The organism is Stenotrophomonas sp. S41 (assembly GCF_016624625.1).
Lineage (GTDB): Bacteria > Pseudomonadota > Gammaproteobacteria > Xanthomonadales > Xanthomonadaceae > Stenotrophomonas.
In genome coordinates this window covers 1-17,949 of record NZ_JACVTV010000095.1, presented here as the reverse complement: position 1 = coordinate 17,949, position 17,949 = coordinate 1, and the positions used below count along the sequence as shown (strand labels likewise).

17 protein-coding genes are annotated in these 17,949 nt (G+C 69.5%); 9 read left to right on the top strand and 8 right to left on the bottom strand.

The annotated features are described in order from the left end of the window. Positions 1–75: 75 nt before the first annotated feature. The 5 genes from rsfS to leuS all read right to left on the bottom strand — a co-directional run bounded on the left by rsfS (position 76) and on the right by leuS (position 5,640). On the bottom strand, positions 76–489 hold the full coding sequence (rsfS, locus tag IAE56_RS16740) for a ribosome silencing factor (RefSeq protein ID WP_108769533.1): 414 nt from the start codon (positions 487–489) through the stop codon (positions 76–78). Between the two features lie 70 nt (positions 490–559). Next, positions 560–1,225, bottom strand: a complete 666-nt coding sequence (gene nadD, locus IAE56_RS16735; protein ID WP_200753290.1) for a nicotinate-nucleotide adenylyltransferase — start codon at positions 1,223–1,225, stop codon at positions 560–562. Positions 1,226–1,228: 3 nt separating this feature from the next. After that, the gene (holA, locus tag IAE56_RS16730; protein WP_200753289.1) at positions 1,229–2,266 is read right to left on the bottom strand and encodes a DNA polymerase III subunit delta; all 1,038 of its coding nucleotides are present in this window, start codon (positions 2,264–2,266) and stop codon (positions 1,229–1,231) included. A 13-nt stretch (positions 2,267–2,279) separates the two neighbouring features. Beyond that, the gene (gene lptE / locus IAE56_RS16725) at positions 2,280–2,864 is read right to left on the bottom strand and encodes an LPS assembly lipoprotein LptE (protein ID WP_200753288.1); all 585 of its coding nucleotides are present in this window, start codon (positions 2,862–2,864) and stop codon (positions 2,280–2,282) included. 133 nt (positions 2,865–2,997) lie between these two features. After that, the gene (gene leuS / locus IAE56_RS16720) at positions 2,998–5,640 is read right to left on the bottom strand and encodes a leucine--tRNA ligase (protein WP_164073572.1); all 2,643 of its coding nucleotides are present in this window, start codon (positions 5,638–5,640) and stop codon (positions 2,998–3,000) included. A gap of 356 nt (positions 5,641–5,996) precedes the next feature. Here leuS and IAE56_RS16715 point away from each other — a divergent pair, with 356 nt between their 5' ends. Continuing rightward, positions 5,997–6,233, top strand: a complete 237-nt coding sequence (locus IAE56_RS16715; protein ID WP_200753287.1) for a hypothetical protein — start codon at positions 5,997–5,999, stop codon at positions 6,231–6,233. Positions 6,234–6,275: 42 nt separating this feature from the next. Here the strand turns inward: IAE56_RS16715 and IAE56_RS16710 are convergent, their stop codons facing one another. Then, complete coding sequence (locus IAE56_RS16710) at positions 6,276–6,878, bottom strand: DUF998 domain-containing protein (protein ID WP_200753286.1); 603 nt, start codon at positions 6,876–6,878, stop codon at positions 6,276–6,278. Positions 6,879–7,041: 163 nt separating this feature from the next. Between IAE56_RS16710 and trxA the strand changes: the two genes are divergently transcribed. The 3 genes from trxA to IAE56_RS16695 all read left to right on the top strand — a co-directional run bounded on the left by trxA (position 7,042) and on the right by IAE56_RS16695 (position 11,332). Then, complete coding sequence (gene trxA, locus IAE56_RS16705) at positions 7,042–7,902, top strand: thioredoxin (RefSeq protein WP_200753285.1); 861 nt, start codon at positions 7,042–7,044, stop codon at positions 7,900–7,902. Between the two features lie 107 nt (positions 7,903–8,009). Continuing rightward, positions 8,010–9,710, top strand: coding sequence for a FecR domain-containing protein (locus tag IAE56_RS16700; protein ID WP_200753284.1), 1,701 nt, complete (start codon positions 8,010–8,012; stop codon positions 9,708–9,710). Next, complete coding sequence (locus IAE56_RS16695) at positions 9,707–11,332, top strand: CHASE2 domain-containing protein (protein WP_200753291.1); 1,626 nt, start codon at positions 9,707–9,709, stop codon at positions 11,330–11,332. The genes IAE56_RS16700 and IAE56_RS16695 overlap by 4 nt, the downstream gene beginning before the upstream one ends. Before the next feature lie 140 nt (positions 11,333–11,472). On the opposite strand, the gene IAE56_RS16690 is transcribed toward IAE56_RS16695, so the two are convergent. After that, positions 11,473–11,925, bottom strand: a complete 453-nt coding sequence (locus IAE56_RS16690) for a transposase (protein WP_200753283.1) — start codon at positions 11,923–11,925, stop codon at positions 11,473–11,475. A gap of 215 nt (positions 11,926–12,140) precedes the next feature. Between IAE56_RS16690 and IAE56_RS16685 the strand changes: the two genes are divergently transcribed. Then, positions 12,141–12,605 carry a DUF4442 domain-containing protein gene (locus tag IAE56_RS16685; protein ID WP_200753282.1) on the top strand — a complete coding sequence of 155 codons (465 nt, stop codon included), beginning with the start codon at positions 12,141–12,143 and terminating at the stop codon, positions 12,603–12,605. A gap of 1 nt (position 12,606) precedes the next feature. Here the strand turns inward: IAE56_RS16685 and IAE56_RS16680 are convergent, their stop codons facing one another. Next, positions 12,607–13,875 carry a hypothetical protein gene (locus IAE56_RS16680; protein WP_234456144.1) on the bottom strand — a complete coding sequence of 423 codons (1,269 nt, stop codon included), beginning with the start codon at positions 13,873–13,875 and terminating at the stop codon, positions 12,607–12,609. A gap of 84 nt (positions 13,876–13,959) precedes the next feature. On the opposite strand from IAE56_RS16680, the gene IAE56_RS16675 reads away from it, so the two are divergent. The 4 genes from IAE56_RS16675 to IAE56_RS16660 all read left to right on the top strand — a co-directional run bounded on the left by IAE56_RS16675 (position 13,960) and on the right by IAE56_RS16660 (position 17,870). Beyond that, positions 13,960–14,643, top strand: coding sequence for a DUF502 domain-containing protein (locus IAE56_RS16675; protein ID WP_079222700.1), 684 nt, complete (start codon positions 13,960–13,962; stop codon positions 14,641–14,643). After that, entirely contained in the window at positions 14,640–15,437 is a 798-nt protein-coding gene (locus IAE56_RS16670; protein WP_200753280.1) for a queuosine precursor transporter, read from the top strand. The genes IAE56_RS16675 and IAE56_RS16670 overlap by 4 nt, the downstream gene beginning before the upstream one ends. Before the next feature lie 94 nt (positions 15,438–15,531). After that, on the top strand, positions 15,532–17,466 hold the full coding sequence (locus IAE56_RS16665) for a DUF885 family protein (RefSeq protein ID WP_200753279.1): 1,935 nt from the start codon (positions 15,532–15,534) through the stop codon (positions 17,464–17,466). Then, entirely contained in the window at positions 17,463–17,870 is a 408-nt protein-coding gene (locus tag IAE56_RS16660; RefSeq protein WP_200753278.1) for a VOC family protein, read from the top strand. The genes IAE56_RS16665 and IAE56_RS16660 overlap by 4 nt, the downstream gene beginning before the upstream one ends. Positions 17,871–17,949: the final 79 nt, after the last annotated feature.

The window sequence follows — 17,949 nt, the reverse complement described above, 5'->3', positions numbered from 1 at the left end:
CCCCCCCCCCCCCCCCCCCCCCCCCCCCCCCCCCCCCCCCCCCCCCCCCTCGAAGGGGTACAGCAACGCCGTGGCTCAGGCCACTTCGTCGTCGTCGCTGGGCGGCGGCTGGTCGCCGACGGTCCACAGGCGCTCGAGGGCGTAGAACTCACGCACGCGCGGCAGCATGACGTGGACGATGATGTCGCCCAGGTCGACCAGCACCCACTCGGCTTCGCGCTCGCCTTCCACGCCCAGCGGCATCACGTCGATGTTCTTGGCGAAGCGCACGACTTCATCGGCGATCGACTTGACGTGGCGGGTCGAGGTGCCCGAAACGACGATCATGTAATCGGCAACGCTGGACCGGCCGCGCACGTCGATCTCGACCAGGTCCTTGGCCTTCAGGTCTTCGGTGGCTTGGCGGACGCTGGCCAGCAGTTGCGGCACGGAAGGCGGCGGGCTGGGCAGATCGACCTTGATGGTCTGGGGCTGGGTCTGGTTGCTCAAAGTGGATCGACTCGATAAACGTGGGGGCGATTATACGGGCATGGCGCGCTTGCGCCATTCACGCGGGCATTCAGGGTGTGCCGGGGTGGTACAGGCGCTGCCCGGCCACGTAGTCGGCCACCGCCGGCGGCAGCATCGCCCGCCAGGGTCCGGCCGCGCCGATCTGGGCGCGTACGGCACTGGCCGACTCGCCGCGCAGGGGCTGGTGCAGGCGCAGCACGCGCCCGGCCGGGCTGGCGAACAGCGACTGCTCGTTGTCGGCCCAGCGCCCTTCCAGGGCCTGGCCGAGCTCGCCGGCCACGGCGTCACGCAACGGGCTGCCCGGCCGCTCGGCCACGATGAAGTGGGCCAGGCCAAACAGCGCCTGCCATTCGTGCCAGGCCGGCAGGGCCAGCAGGCTGTCGGCACCGACCAGCCAGGCCAGCGGCCGGCTCGGGCCCAGCTCGGCGCGCAGCTCGCGCAGGGTGTCGACGGTGTAGGACGGCTGGCCAGGGTTGCGCGCCGCCCGGTCCAGCTCGCGCCGGTCGAGCAGCAGGCCCGGCTCGTCGCCGATGGCCAGCGACAGCATCCGGCAGCGCTGTTCGGCGGTCGCCCCCGGGGCGGCGCGGTGCGGCGGGTCGGCGGCCGGCAACATGCGCACGGCCACCTGCAGTTCGTCGCGTGCGGCGCGCGCGATGGCCAGATGGCCCAGGTGCACCGGATCGAAGGTGCCCCCGTAATAGATCCGCAGGCTCATCACTCAGGCGCGCGCGAGCAGGCGCACGGCACGGGCCTCGGACACCGCCACCAGCAGACGCTCCAGCGCCAGCCAGGCGTCACCGTCGGCCCGCCCCTTGGCGATGCGGTCGACCAGCCCCGCCTCGGCCACGAAGCGCTCCCAGCGCTTGCCTTCCGGGTGCCGCTGCAGCGCGCGCTTGTACGGCGCCTGCCGCGATTCCCAGATGCCGCGCGATTTCATTTCAGCGGCGAGGTTGCCGCCACGGGCCTGCACCCGCGCCAGGCCGGCACCGGCCAGCAGTTCGCGGATCACGATCGGCATCAGCGCGGCCACGGCCTCGCCTTCGCCACGCAGGCCGGCCAGCATGCGCAGCACCGCCTGCGGCTGGCCCGAGAAGGTCGCTTCGACCAGACGGAACACGTCGTAGCGGGCGGCGTCGGCCACCAGCGATTCCATGCGCTCTACGTCCAGCGGCTGGCCATCGGCCAGCAGGGCCAGCTTGTCGATTTCCTGCGCGGCGGCCAGCAGGTTGCCTTCCACGCGCTCGGCCAGGCGCTGCACCGCGGCACCGTCGGCACGCAGGCCCTTGCTGCGCAGGCGGCGCTCGATCCAGTCCGGCAGTTCGTGCGGCTTGATCGCCCAGGCCACCGACAGAACGCCGACGCGGTTGACCGCCTCGGCCCACTTGCCCTGGTGGGCCTTGCTCCATTCGTTGGCGGTGATCAGCAGCACCACGTCCGGCGCTGGGTCGGCGCAGAACCGGCTGATGACCTCGGCGCCGTCCTTGCCCGGCTTGCCGCTGGGCAGGCGCACTTCCACCAGGCGCCGCGCACTGAACAGGCTGGGCGCGTTGAAGCTGGCGTCGAGCTGGTTCCAGTCGAAGTCGCGGCCGTCGGCGTCGAACACCTCGCGTTCGTCGACGCCGCTGGCACGGGCGCGTGCGCGCACCGCATCGGCGGCTTCAAGCACGCGCAGGGTCTCCGGGCCGGCGATCAGGTATACCGGCGCCAGCGCGGTGTCACCGCCCTGGCCGGCCAGCTGCTCCGGTCGCAGTTCCATCGTGGGCGGCAGCTCAGGGCTTGACCGGCGCCGGCGTCGTCGCCGGTTCGCCATCGGTGGTCACGGCCGGCTTCGGCGCGGACAGGCTGCCACCGCGTTCCAGCTCGGCACGCACCACGCTGTCGATGCGGCGGATGATCGAGGCGGACATTTCCCGGCGCAGTTCATCGGCCAGGATCTCGCGTTCGGTGGTGGTACCGGTGGCGTCGGTCGGCGGCGACACGTAGTCGCGCGACAGTTCGATCACCTGCTGCGGCACCAGCTCGCTGCCATCCTCGCGGCGGAAGATGAAGATGACCGCGTAGCGCAGGCTGTATTCCTGCGCACGGCCCTGTGCATCGATGGCGATGGGCAGGTCACCCCAGCGCTCGGACAGCACCTGCAGCTGTGCTGCCGGATCCTTGCTGTCCTCGTCGGCCAGCTTCGCACCGGATGCCAGCAGGCTGCGGTTCAACAGCTTGACCAGCTCGCTGTAGGGCGCGGTGGACACCACCTTCACCGGCGCGGTGTCGGTCGGCAGCATCAACTTGTTGCGCAGGTGGAAGCCACAGCCGGCAAGGCCGAGGGCAAGGACGAGGGCAAGCAGAATTCGGGTCATGGGAACAGTCTGGCGGAGCCGGGCGATCACGGCAACAGACAGCGTGCCCGAGGACGCGTGAACGCAGGGCCATCGGCCGATGGCCGTGGCGACAACGCACCGGCCGCCTGGGCGGCGGCCGGTGCCGGGTACATCAGGCAGCGACGATGTTCACGATCTTGCCGGGGACGATGATGATCTTGCGCACCGTCAGGCCTTCCATGAACTTGGCGGTGTTCGGCTCGGCCAGGGCCAGTGCCTCCACCTGCTCGCGCGCGGCATCGGCGGCCACGTCGATCGTGCCACGCAGCTTGCCGTTGACCTGCACGGCCAGGGTCAGCGCATCACGCACCAGCGCGGCACTGTCGGCCTGCGGGAACGGCTGGTCTTCCAGCAGCGTCTGGCCGTGGCCCAGCACCTGCCACAGGGTGTGGCTGGCGTGCGGGGTGATCGGGTTCAGCAGCAGCACGACGGCCTGCAGCGCTTCCTGGCGCACCGCACGACCCTGCTCGCTGGCGTCCTCGAACCTGGCCAGTGCGTTCATCAGTTCCATCACCGCGGCAATGGCGGTGTTGAAGCTGTGGCGGCGGCCGTAGTCGTCGCCGACCTTGCCGATGGTCTCGTGGGTCTTGCGGCGCAGTGCCTTCTGGTTGGCATCCAGTGCGGCCACGTCCAGCGCCGGGGCGGCACCGTCGGCAGCGTGCTTGTGCACCTGGGCCCACAGGCGGCGCAGGAAGCGGGCCATGCCGTCCACGCCGGCCTCGTTCCACTCCAGCGACTGTTCCGGCGGTGCGGCGAACATCGAGAACAGGCGCACGGTGTCGGCGCCGTACTTGCCGACCATCGCCTGCGGGTCCACGCCGTTGTTCTTCGACTTGGACATCTTCTCGGTGCCACCGACCACCACCGGCTGGCCGTCGGCGATCAGGGTGGCGCCGGTGATGCGGCCGCGCTCGTCGCGCTGCACGTCCACGTCGGCCGGGTTGATCCAGTCCTTCGAGCCGTCCGGGTTCGGGCGGTAGTAGGTCTCGGCGATCACCATGCCCTGGCACAGCAGGTTGCGCGCCGGTTCGTTGCTGTCCACCATCCGCGCGTCACGCAGCAGCTTGTGGTAGAAGCGGAAATACATCAGGTGCAGGATCGCGTGCTCGATGCCACCGATGTACTGGTCCACCGGCAGCCAGTAGTTGCCGCGCTTGTCGACGGCATCACGGGCACCCGGCGAGGTGTAACGGGCGTAGTACCAGCTCGACTCCATGAAAGTGTCGAAGGTGTCGGTCTCGCGCTCGGCCGCGCCGCCGCAATCCGGGCAGGTGGTCTTGCGCCATTCCGGGTCGGTCTTGATCGGCGAACCGGTGCCCGAGAACGCCACGTCCTCCGGCAGCACCACCGGCAGCTGTTCTTCCGGCACCGGCACCGCACCGCACTTGGCGCAGTAGATCACCGGAATCGGGCAGCCCCAGTAACGCTGGCGGCTCACGCCCCAGTCGCGCAGGCGGTAGTTGACGCGACGCTGGCCCTGGGCCTTGCGCTCGAATCGTTCGGCCAGCGCTTCGAATGCGCCCTGGAAGTCCAGGCCGTCGAATTCGGCCGAGTTGACCAGTTCGGTCTGGCGGCTCTTGTCGCTGTACCAGTCCTGCCAGCGGGTGGCGTCCCAGGTGCGCTCATCGTCGTTGCGCGCATCCTTCAGGGCGATGACCTGCACGATCGGCAGGCCGTACTTGTTGGCCACCTCGTTGTCGCGCTGGTCGTGGCCGGGAACGGCCATCACCGCGCCGGTGCCGTAGCCCATCAGCACGAAGTTGGCGACCCACACCGGCACCTGCTCGCCGGTGACCGGATGCACGGCGCGCAGGCCGGTATCCATGCCGCGCTTTTCCTGGGTTTCCAGTTCGGCTTCGGACACGCCGCCCTGCTTCAGGTCGGCCAGCATCGCGGCCAGTTCCGGATTGTTCTTCGCGGCGTGCAGCGCCAGCGGGTGCTCGGCGGCGATCGACACGAAGGTCACGCCCATCACCGTGTCCGGGCGGGTGGTGAACACGCGCAGCGGGTCCAGCGCGCTGCCATCGACATCGCGCACGTCGAACTGGATTTCCAGGCCTTCGGAACGGCCGATCCAGTTGCGCTGCATGGTCTTGACCGATTCCGGCCAGCCGTCCAGCTCATCCAGGCCGTCCAGCAGTTCCTGGGCGTAATCGGTGATGCGCAGGAACCACTGCGGGATCTCGCGCTTCTCGACCAGGGCGCCGGAGCGCCAGCCACGGCCGTCGATGACCTGCTCGTTGGCCAGCACGGTCTGGTCGACCGGGTCCCAGTTCACCACCGCGTTGCGGCGGTAGGCCAGGCCCTTGCGCATCAGGCGGGTGAACATGCGCTGCTCGTGGACGTAATAGTCCGGGCGGCAGGTGGCGAACTCGCGCGACCAGTCGATGGCATAGCCCAGCGACTGCAGCTGGCTGCGCATGTGGTCGATGTTCTTGTAGGTCCACGCCGCCGGCGCGGTCTTGTTCTTGATCGCGGCGTTTTCCGCCGGCAGGCCGAACGCGTCCCAGCCCATCGGCTGCAGCACGTTGTGGCCGGTCATGCGCTTGTAGCGGCTGATCACGTCGCCGATCGTGTAGTTGCGCACATGACCCATGTGCAGCGCGCCGGACGGGTACGGAAGCATCGACAGGCAGTAGTACTTCGGCTTGTCCGAGGTCTCGTCGACCTCGAAGGCGCGGGTGGCATCCCAGAAGCTCTGGGCGGCGGATTCAACCTGCTGCGGGTCGTAAACGTTGGGTTCGGCGCTGGTCATGTAACACGCGGTTGCGGCGGCAAAGCGGTACAGCGTACCGCAGTGCGGCAAATGGCTCCAATCCGGGCCGATCCAGCGCGCGCGCGCTGTCGTCTTCAACCTGCACCGCCATGGAGGGCCACGGCGCTGGCGAGGACGCTGCCGGAGCCGGACCAGAGCACTGTGACGCTGGCCGCAGATGCGATGTGAGGGCGTCCTCCCTTCAGCAGCAACGGGAAAAAACCTACCTCATTCAATCACTTCCCCTACCCGACCGGGGATCAAGAGGGAGCAGGGTTGGCCCGTAGCGTGCTCACCGGCTCCGGCACGCTGCTGGCGGTCAATGCCATTTCCCCGGGGCCACGGAGGAGAACACCATGAACAAGCTCTACGCATCCCTGCTCGGGCTCACCCTGTCGGTGGGGCTGACCAGTGCGGCCCAGGCCGCGCCATACCTGTGCGACTACCAGCTGACCAGCGGCCCCAATGAAGGGGCCGTCGGCGTCTTCGAACCCGACGCCGAAGACCAGACCGATGCCGTCAATCAGGCCATGGCCTGGATCTATGCGACGTTCGGCCCGGTCGGCTTCTCGGTCAGCTGTCGCCCGCAGTAGCACGATCCGGACAGGCGGCCCCTGCCGCGGGCCGCCTGTCCGTCATCCGCCGCGTCGTGACAACGGCAGGGCCAGTGCCAGCCAGGCCGCCCAGCAGGCGAAGGCCAGCCGTTGCGCCAGCGGCGCTGGCAGCACGCCCTGCAGGGCGAAGGCGGCCAGGCCAGCCAGCGCGCCGCAGGCCACGGCCAGCCCGGCCATGGCGCGCCCGTGCCCGGCGCGCAGGCGCGGGATGCCCAGCATCAGCGCACCGACCACGAATCCCAGCACCCAGACCATCCACGCGCTGGCGTGCAGCTGGCTGGCGCCGCCATGCAGGTCTTCAGGGTCCAGCGGCAGCAGGCCCATCGCGGCGAAGGCCAGGCCCGCCAGCAGCAGCATCTGGCTGCCGACCCGCGGCGCCCAGCCTGCCCCCACCGGCAGCTGACGGCGCAGGCGCTCGGCCACCACCACCGCAAGCGCGCCTGGCAACACCAGGCCCAGCACGTTTAAGGCCAGCGCGTGCGGCACGCCGTGGGCACCCAGCAGCGCCACCGGGTGCACGGCCTGGGAGTAGCCGCCCAGCGCCGCGCCGAAACCGACGACCGCCAGCACGAAGCACGCGGCGGCCAGCAGCCCCAACCAACGATCAAGCCAGAGCACGGACATCGCGCGGATCCACCTGTAATGAAAGACCGCTGCATTGTCGCGGCAGGCGCGGCAACCGCCAAGCCACGACGTGTCTGCCGGTGCCCGGTGTGAGGACAGGGTTGAGACCGACACGGATCGACACCATAGAATCGGTCTCCAGTTGCCAGGCGATACTTCCCCCATGACCGAGACGACGACCCACGTATTCGACGCCACCACCGCGACCTTCGAGGCCGAGGTGCTGCAGAAGTCCCTGCAGACGCCGGTGCTGGTGGACTTCTGGGCCACCTGGTGCGGCCCGTGCAAGACCCTGGGCCCGATGCTGGAAAAGTTGGCGGCCGAGTACAACGGCGCGTTCGAGCTGGCCAAGGTCGATGTCGACGCCGAACAGCAGATCGCCGCCGCCTTCCAGATCCGCTCGGTGCCGACCGTGTTCCTGGTCAAGGGCGGCCAGCTGGTCGACGGCTTCCCCGGCGCCATCCCCGAAGGCCAGCTGCGTGAGTTTCTGGCCCAGCACGGCATCGTGCCGGCCGACATCGGCGACACCGTGGCCGAAGACGAAGCGCCGCTGGACCCGCAGGCGCAGGTGGACGTGCTGCGTGCGCAGATCGCCGCCGAGCCGGACAAGGACGAACTGAAGCTGGACCTCGCCCTGGCCCTGCTGCAGGTGGGCGGCGTGGACGAGGCCGGCACCCTGATCGATGCCCTGCCCGCCAACCTGGCCACCGACGACCGCGCCGTGCGCGGCCGTGCCCGCCTGGCCTTCGCCACCGCGCTGAAGGATGCGCCCTCGGCCGAAGCCCTCGACGCGCGCATCGCCGCCGACGGCAAGGACCTGCAGGCCCGCCATCAGCGTGGCGTGCAGCTGCTGCTCGGCGGCCACGACGAAGCCGCGCTGGAACAGTTCCTGGAGATGCTGCGGATCGACCGCAGCTTCGCCGAAGGCCTGCCACGCAAGGTGCTGATCGATGCCTTCAACGTCATCACCGACGAGGACCTGGTTGGCCGCTACCGCCGGAAGATGGCCTCGCTGCTGTTCTGAACAAAGACGCGTTCCGTTCAGAAATCCTGCACTGACCGCGGGCAATAATGTGACCGGTAGCGTCCTTTTGGCCGCTACGATCCATTCGGGGGGATGAGGTCGGGGCCATGGGGTCTTGCAGCTGCGCCCCCGCTCAGCCGGGACAGCACTCCGTGACCGTTGGCCGTTCGTCGTCTTCCCTCGTCCGCCGCTTCGCCGCACTGCTGTGCGCCCTGCTCCTGCTGCCCGGCCTCGCCGCCGCACAGGACTGGAACTACCGGGTCCGCCCCGGCGATACCCTCTGGGACCTGGGCGGCCTGTACCTGAAGGCGGACGTGCCGTGGCAGCAGCTGCAGCAGCACAACCGCATCGACAACCCCTACCGCCTGCCACCCGGCGGGCTGCTGCGCTTCCCGGTCAGCTGGCTGCGGGTCGAACCGGCCCCGGCCCGCGTGCTGGCCGTGCGTGGCGCCGTGCAACTGGTGGCCGCCAATGGCAGCGCCACCCGCGCCCTGCTCGCCGGCGAGCTGCTGCACATCGGCGACACCGTGCAGACCGATGCCGATGCCAGCGTCACCCTCGAATTCGCCGATGCATCGCGCCTGCAGCTGCGCGAGCACTCGCGGCTGCGCCTGGACCAGCTGAGCCGTTACGGCCGCACCGGCATGGTCGACACTCGTATGCGCCTGCAGCAGGGCCGGGCCAGCAACCGCGTCACCCCTGCCCGCGGCCCGGCGTCGCGCTACATCATCGATGCCCCTGCTGCTACCAGCAGCGTGCGCGGCACGGTGTTCCGGGTCAGCGCCGGCGACAGTACGCAGGTCGGCGCCACCGAAGTGCTGGAAGGCCGCGTGCAGGTCGGCAACCCGCATGGCCAGCGCCTGGTGCGCCCGGGCCAGGCCAGCCGCAGCGCCAGCGCCGATACCGCACCCGACGCCGCCTCCGCGCTGCTGCCCGCGCCACGGCTGCGCAGCGATGCCACCGTGCTGGCGCCACTGCCGGCACGCCTGGCCTGGGAGCCGGTGGCCACTGCCGACCACTACCGCGTTGAAGTCGTGCTGGCTGCCACGCCGGAGATCCTGCTGTTCGCGGCCACCACCAACGACACTTCGCTGGTCATCGACGACCTTCCGCCTGGCGCCCTGCGCCTGCTGCTGCGCGCGGTCGATGCGCAGGGCGTGGAAGGCCTGGATGCCAGCGCCGATTTCCTGCTCAGCGACCAGCCGCCACCGCCGCTGACCGTGTCGCCCCTGCACGGACAGACCGTCAACAGTGACCGGCCGCGCTTCCGCTGGACCCAGGCCCCGGGCGCGGGCAGCAGCGTGCTGCAGATCGCCGCCGAGCCTCGTTTCCTGCAGCCGCTGCAGCAGCAGGCCAGCACCGGCACCGACCTGCGCCTGGCCACGCCGCTGCCGCCCGGCCAGTATTTCTGGCGCGTGGCCTCGCGCGATGGCCAGGGCCACCAAGGACCGTTCGGCCAGGCCCTGCCGCTGCAGCTCACCGACGAACCGGTCGACCCGGCCCTGCAGCCGCCCGAAGCTGCGCATGGCGAGCTGACCCTGCGCTGGCAGGCCGGCAGCGAAGGCCAGCGCTACCGCGTGCAGGTCGACCGCCGCGGTGACTTCAAGGCACCACTGGTGGATGAAACGCTGGCGCAGCCGCAGGTCAGCTTCAAGCGACCGTGGCGCGGCACCCTGCACGTGCGCGTGCAGTACATCGACGACGACGGCCACGCCGGCCCGTTCTCACCGGCCCAGCAGGTCACGTTGCCGTGCCGGCTGTGCTACGGCGCCGGCGGCGGTGCCCTGCTGCTGTGGCTGCTGCTGTGAGGCGCTCGCCGCTGCCCTGGTCGCGGCGCATCCTGCTGGCCCTGCTGGCCGGCATCGCCACGGCGGTGGTCAGTCACGGGCAGTTCCTGTGGCGGCAGGATGAAGCGGCGTACGACCTGCTGGTGGGCGACTGGGAGTACCGGCCCGATCCCAGCGTGCTGATCGTCGCCATTGATGAAGACAGCCTGCAGCGCATCGGCCAGTGGCCGTGGCCACGCTCGGTGCACGCGCGGCTGCTGGACCAGCTGACCGATGCCGGCGCCGAACGGGTGGTGCTGGACCTGATGCTGGCCGAGCCGGACCGCCACGATGCGCGCCAGGATGCCGCGCTGGCCGCGGCCATCCGCCGCAATGGCCGGGTGGTACTGCCCGTGTTGGCGGCGCCGGCGGCGGGCGACCGCCTGGCCGAGGAGCTGCTGCCCATCCCGTTGATCGCGGCCAGCGCCGCGGCGATCGGCCACAGTGATGTCGAAGTCGATGGCGATGGCGTGGCGCGCGGCGTGTACCTGCGCGCCGGCATCGGCCAGGCGCACTGGCCGTCGCTGGGCATGGCCCTGGCCGGCATTCCGGCCAATCGCGTGCACGGCCTGGCCGACCCCGAGCCCGCGCTCGACTCGCCCTATCAATGGCGTCGCGACGACTACGTGCGCGTGCGCTATGCCGGCCCGCCCGAGCGCCTGCCGCAGGTCTCCTACGCCGATGTGCTCGATGGCCAGGTTGACGCGTCGCTGCTGCGCGGCCGGCGCATCGTGGTCGGCATGACCGCCAGCGGCATCGCGCCGCGCCTGCTGACCCCGACCACCCGCGAGTACTGGATGAGCGGCAGCGAATACCAGGCCAACATCGCCTCGATGCTGCTGCAGGACAAGCAGATCAACGTGCTGCCACGCGCCGTGCAGGACCTGCTGTCCGGGTTGATGGCTGCACTGTGCGTGATGCTGCTGGGCCTGCGCCTGCCATGGCTGGCCGCGCTCTGCTCGCTGCCGCTGGCCCCCGTGCTGGCCTGGCTGCTGCTGCGCGTGGGCAACCTGTGGTGGGCACCGGCGAGCGCCCAGCTCGGCGTGCTGCTGATCCTGCTGGTGTGGGCCATCTGGCGCATCTCGGCCTGGCACCGCCAGGCCAACCGCGATGCGCTGACCGGGCTGGGCAACCGCCTGCGTTTCGAACAGGCCCTGCAGGAAGAATGCGATGCCGCGCGGCGCAGCGGCAAGCCGCTGAGCCTGGCCCTGATCGACGTGGACCATTTCAAGCATCACAACGACCGCCACGGCCACCAGGTGGGTGACGGCGTGCTGCGCGACGTAGCCCGGCTGATCGCCGCACATGCCCGCCGCCCGCGCGACATGGCCGCGCGCTATGGCGGCGATGAGTTCGCACTGGTGCTGCCGGACACGCCGGCCGACGGCGCGCGCCTGGTGGTGGAAGACCTGATCGCCAGCGTGCGCGCATTGCCGCCCCCGGGCGACGGCAGCGGCGCGGGCATCAGCCTCACCATCGGCGTGTACACCCGCGTGCCCGACGGCAGCCTGCACCCCCATCATTTTGTTGAAGGCGCCGATGCCGCGCTGTACCGCGCCAAGGACAACGGCCGCGACGGCTATGCCATGAGTGGCGACGCGTAACGTCGAGCGTGCTCGACTGGCCGTGCCGTGACGCCCGTAGAGTCGAGCTTGCTCGACTGGCCGTAGCCCTAGTGCCCGTAGAGTCGAGCTTGCTCGACTGGCCGTAGCCGTGGTGCCCGTAGAGTCGAGCAAGCTCGACTCTACGAAAGCGGCCAGCGACACCAGGCGTAGGGATAATCGCCCAGTCTCAGCGCCAGGCCTGCGCGTACGGGATTCTCCATCACGTACAGAACCTGCTGACGGACATCACGCTCGTCCCGTATCCAGTGATCGTAGTAGCCACGTTGCCAGACCGCAGCACTCCCCCCAAGTGTCGCGTTGATGGCAATGGCAGACCGCGATTTCAGGGACTGCACACAACGCCCCAGCCCACCTTCGCGCAACTGCATTACCCAGTGGAAATGGTCTGGCATGACCACCCAGGCGAAGGACCGGGTCAACCCACGCCTGTCGCTGTCCTTGAGGTGTTCCATCAAGACGGCCGCGCATTCCGGGACAGCAAACAAGGGGCGGCGACCGGCCACTACGCTGGTAATTACGTAGAAGTGTCCAACCGCTGAAGTACGGCAGCGCAGGAGGGCGGGACTGGGCATGGCCCAGAGTGGCGCATCGTGTTGGCAGTTGCCCTAGGGAAAGGCGGAATCTGCTGTCAGTGGATCTGAGCAGAGCAGTCGAGCAAGCTCGACTCTACGACCGGCAAGCGCCATGAGCAGTCGAGCAAGCTCCACTCCACGAACGACAGACCGGGGTTCAACATACGCATGCGAATGGTTAGACTCGGGTTATCGCCCCCGCGCCCCGTCCGCACATGAAAGCCAGCACGTTCCGCCTCGGCATCAACCTGTGGCCGCCGTTCCTGTTCACCGGCATCCATGTCACCCGCATCACCCCGGACTACCGGCAGATCGAGGTCGAGCTGCGGATGCGCCCCTGGAACCGCAACTACGTCGGCACCCATTTCGGCGGCAGCCTGTTCGCGATGACCGATCCGTTCTGGATGCTCGGCCTGATGCATACCCTCGGCCGCGACTACTACGTGTGGGACCGGGCCGGCGCCATCGACTTCCTCAAGCCCGGGCGCGGCACCGTGCGCACCGCCTTCCATATCGACGAGGCGCTGCTCGATGAGCTGCGCGCCGAGGCCGCCAACGGCGAAAAGGTCCTGCGCTGGTTCAGCAACGACGTGGTCGATGCCTCCGGCGAAGTCGTCGCCCGCGTGCGCAAGCAGGTCTACGTGCGCCTGAAGCCGCAGGCGCGCGGCAGCGCTGCCTGACCTACAACGGCACCGACAGCATCGCATCACCCTTGCCGCCTGCATCACGCGCGCGGCGCTGCACCTGCAGGCGCGTGCCATCGGCCGACAGCACCGGCACGCGCGTGGATGAGCGCCATTGCGCCGGCAGGCGCTGCAGGGCCTGCTGCGGGCCCTCCGGCTGCTGCCGCAGCCAGCGCTGTGCGCCCAGCAGGCGCAGCAGGGCCGCCACGTCCTGGCTGCGTGCGGCGTAATCCTGGTAGGCCGGGCCGGAGATATCACTCAGCGTGCAGCCCACGAAATTGGCCAGGCAGCGCATATCCCAATCCGGGCCCGCAACCACCTCGACCGGCCGGTCGGCCTGCAGCGCCGCCTCCGAGCCCGGACCACAGGCCCAGCCGAAGTTGGCGGCGAAGCGGCCCAGGGTGTGTTCGCGATCCAGCATCAGCACGGTGCCGGTCTGCTGCAGCGATGCATCAATGGCGGCCCGGCTCATCGCGAACTCGCCCTGCATCGGCCGGCACAGGCTCTGCTCGGCAGCGTCCATCGGCTGCAACGCGCTCTCGCAGGCCGCCGGCATCACCTGGTCCGGCGGCAGTTCCGCCAGCATCTCCGCCAGCAGGTACACGTTGGCGCGCACCATCGCGGCGCCGATCATGCTGTCGATGAGGGTATTGCCACCGTGCATCAGGCGCCGACCCAGCTGCACCGAACGACAGCTGCCGGCCAGCGCCGCAGGAACGTCGCCCTGCACGAAGGCCAGCGCATGCACGCCGCTGCCATCCATCAGCGACTGGTAGCGCGGCATCGGCACCAGTCCAGTGGCACCGTCGGCCTGGAACGGGCTGTCGAAGCGCTCTGCATCGGCCAGCGCGTCCAGGCGTTCATGCAGGCCCTCATGCCCGGCGTGGGCGGCACGGAACTGCGCGGTATCGGCGCGCACGCGGGCCAGGCAGCTTTCGCCGCTGGACCTGCAATAGCCCTGGTTGTCGACCGTCACTGCCGGTTGCGTGGCCGCCAGCGCGGAATCGATGACATCCGGCGTGGAGCGCGCCTGCCAGCGCCGCGCATCCTCGGCCAGAGCAGCCTCGCGCTGGGCCGGGTCCAGACCCTCGAAGGGCAGCGTCCACAGCAGCGCGAACCCGTTCCTGCCCGGCGCCTGCCGGACGTCTTCCAGCAGCCGCACCTGCTCACGCTGGGCGGCCGGCAGCGGCCAGAACCGCGACAACGTCCACAGCAGCACCGCCAGCACCAGCAGCCCCAACAGGGCCCAGCCCACTCCGCGCAGCATCCTCAACACAGCATCCCTTCCCTGTCCGGCTCCCGCCCCTGGGTTCCAGCGTAATCCAGCGCCGCCGGCCGCTACAATGCGCACATGTCGCTCGAAGCCCCCGCCCTGGTCCCCCGTCCTTCCCTGCAACGCCTGTTCCTGACCGGCCTGCTGACCCTGCTGCCGATCTGGCTGACCTGGGTCGTGGTGAAGTTTGTCTTCGTGTTGCTGTCGGGTATTTCCAGCCCGCTGGTGGTGCCGCTGTCCGAGCAGATCGCGACCAGCTTCCCGCACTACCTGGGCTGGGTCCATGCCGAGTGGATCCAGGACACCATCGCCCTTCTGGCCACCCTGCTGGTCATCCTGGCGGTCGGCGTGGCCAGCCGTCGCGTGGTCGGCCAGCGCCTACTGCGCTGGGTCGGCGCCATCATCAAGCGCATCCCGCTGGCCAGCATCATCTACGACAGCGCCAAGAAGCTGCTGGACATGCTGCAGACCGAACCGGGCAGCACCCAGCGCGTGGTCCTCATCGATTTCCCGCACCGTGACATGAAGTCGGTCGGCCTGGTCACACGGGTCATCAAGGAACAGGGCACCGACCGCGAACTGGCGGCGGTGTACGTGCCGACCACGCCCAACCCGACCTCGGGCTACCTGGAAATCGTGCCGGTGGAACTGCTCACCCCGACCGACTGGACCGTGGACCAGGCGATGAGCTTCATCATTTCCGGCGGTGCCGTGGCCCCGGCCAGCGTGCCGTTCACCCGCGCCGGCGAACGCCCCGAGTGAGCACCACGCCCAGCGACGCGCCCTACGCGCGCCCCCTGCAGGACCGTGCGGTCCTGCTGTTCATCATCCTGGCCACGTTCTTCTGCGGCAACGCAGTGCTGGCCGAGCTGATCGGGGTCAAGATCTTCGCACTGGAAGACACGCTGGGCATCGATGCGCTGAACGGGAACCTGTTCGGCCAGACCGGCTCGTTGAGCTTCACCGCCGGCACGCTGCTGTGGCCGGTGGTGTTCATCATGACCGACACCATCAACGAGTTCTTCGGCAAGCGCGGCGTGCGCTTCATCTCGTGGCTGGCGGTGGTGCTGATCGCCTACGGCTTCCTGTTCGCGTTCGCGGCGATCTCGCTGGCCCCGGCCAGCTGGTGGGTCACCTCGATGGATGCGCACGGCGTACCGGATTACCAGGCGGCGTTCGCTGCGGTGTTCGGCCAGGGCATGTGGACCATCGCCGGTTCGCTGGTGGCCTTCCTGGTCGGCCAGCTGATCGACGTGGCGGTGTTCCACCGCATCCGCCAGGCCACCGGCGAGCGCCATGTGTGGCTGCGCGCCACCGGCTCGACCGCCGTCTCGCAGCTGGTGGACAGCTTCGTGGTGATCTGGATCGCCTTCGTGCTGGGCCCGCAGAAATGGCCGACCTCGCTGTTCCTGGCCGTCAGCAGCGTCAACTACGTCTACAAGATGGGCTTTGCGATCGCCCTGATTCCGTTGCTGTACCTGATGCGACGCGCGATCACGCGTTATCTGGGCGAACAACGTGCCGCGCAGCTGCGCGCTGCCGCTGCGGCTGACTGAAGCCCCAGCGACGGCAAGCTGACTGCGCCTTCACGCTGGCCGTACGCGCGCGGATCGTGCAAGCTCCACGGTCTGTGTTCCACGGAAGCTTCTGATGCCGTATCCCACCCGCGCCCTGGCCGCCGCCATCGCCGCGTTGTTCCTGTTCAGTGCCGTGCCGTCGGCAGAGGCAGCGAAGAAGAAGGCCAGCCGCCCCGCCGCCGCGCAGACCCGGCAGGCCGCCAAGCCAAAGGCCAAGCCTGCACGCGCCACCCCGGCCCGCGGCAGCAGCACGCGCCGCGCCGCAACGCGCCCGGTCGCACCGGCCCGCGCCGTGCCCAAGCAGGTGCAGCTGGAGCGCCTGTACGACGAATACTGGGAAGCCTCGATGCGGCTGAACCCGCTGCAGGCCACCTTCCAGGGCGACGCCCGCTACAACGACCAGCTGCCCAACATCCTCTCCGCCGCATGGCGCCAGCAGTCGCACGACTTCACCACCGAATGGCTGGGCAAGGTCGAGAAGGTCGGCAGTGACGGCCTGCAGGGCCAGGACCTGCTCAGCTACGAGATCTTCGTGCGCGATGCGCGCGCCTCGCTGGCCGCCGAGCGCTTCCCGAGCTGGATGATGCCGATCAGCCAGTACTACAACATCGGCAGCATCATGGCGATCCTCGGCGCCGGCGCCGGCGCGCAGCCGTTCAACACGGTCAAGGATTACGACACCTGGTCGCGCCGCTCACTGGGAATCCCCGACCTGTTCAACCAGGCCATCGACAACATGCGCCAGGGCATGAAGGCCGGCGTGGTGCAGCCGCGCGACCTGATGGAAAAGGTGCTGCCGCAGCTGGACGCGGTGATCACCCCGACCGCCGAGGAAAGCATCTTCTGGTCGCCGATCAGGACCATGCCGGGCGATATCCCCGCCGAGGAAAAAGCGCGCATCAGCGCCGAATACAAGCGCATGATCGAGCTGCGCATCCTGCCGTCCTACCGCGCCCTGCGCGGCTTCATCGCCACCGAATACCTGCCGGCCACCCGCAGCAGCAGCGGCCTGGGCGCCCTGCCCGACGGCCAGGGCTGGTACGCCAACCTGATCGTGCAGACCACCGCCAGCGACCAGACCGCCGCCCAGCTGCATGCCCTGGGCGAACAGCGCGTGCAGGAACTGGGCGCGCAGATCGCCACGGTGATGAAGGACAACAAGCTGCGCGGTTCGCAGGCCAAGCTGCTGAAGAGCATGCGCAGCGACCGCCAGTTCCAGTACGGCGATGCCAACGCACTGATCAACCGCTACCGCCAGCTGCAGCAGCAGGTGGATGCGCGCCTGCCGCAGATCCTGGACACCCTGCCGAAGGATCGCCTGGAAGTACGCGCGGTCGAGCCGGAGCGCGCGATGACCGCTGCCGCCGCGGCCTACCAGCCTGGCCAGCCGGGGCAACCCGGCGTGCTCTACATCAACACCCGCGACCTGCCCAGCCGCAAGCGCTGGAGCGTGCCGGTGCAGTACCTGCATGAAGCCATCCCCGGCCACCACGTGCAGCTCGGCCTGCAGCAGGAACTGGCCAAGCTGCCGCGCTTCCGCCGCCTCGGTGGTGACCTCGCCTTCGTCGAAGGCTGGGGCCTGTATGCCGAAACGCTGGGCGACGACCTGGGCGTCTACAGCGATCCCTACGACCGCATCGGTTATCTGTATTCGCGCCTGCTGCGCGCGGCCCGCGTCGTTGCCGACACCGGCGTGCATGCGCAGGGCTGGAGCAAGCAGCAGGCGGTGAACTACCTGGAGAAAACCGTGGACATGAGCGAAGACGATGCCAGCGCGGAAGTCGAACGGATCATGGCCCAGCCGGGCCAGGCACTGTCGAACGTGGCGGGCCTGAGCCGCATCCTCGCCCTGCGTGACAAGGCCAAGGCCCGCCAGGGCGCGGCCTTCGACCTGCGCCGCTTCCATGCCGAAGTGCTGAAGGACGGCTCGATGCCGCTGGACGTGCTGGAGCGCAAGGTCGACCGCTGGCTTGAGCAGCCCGCCGCAGCGGCACCGGCCACGCCATGACCGGCGCAGCGACCGGCGGCCTGCTGGGCATCCATCATGCCGCCGTGATCTGCAGCGATTACGCACGTTCGAAGGATTTCTACGTGCGCATCCTTGGCCTGCGCGTGCTGGCCGAGAACCACCGTGCCGCGCGCGACTCGTGGAAGCTGGACCTGGCCCTGCCCGACGGGGGCCAGCTGGAGCTGTTCTCCTTCCCCGCCCCACCGCCGCGCCCGAGCCGCCCCGAGGCCCAGGGCCTGCGCCACCTGGCCTTCCGCGTGGCCGCGCTGGAACCGATGATCCAGCGCCTGGCCGACCACGGCGTCGCCTGCGAACCGATCCGCGTGGACGAATACACCGGCGCCCGCTTCACCTTCTTCGCCGACCCCGACGACCTGCCGCTGGAGCTGTACGAAGTCGGTTGATCCGGTCCCGGGGGGGGGGGCCGGGCGCCCCCCCCCCCCCCCCCCCCCCCCCCCCCCCCCCCCCCCCCCCCCCCCCCCC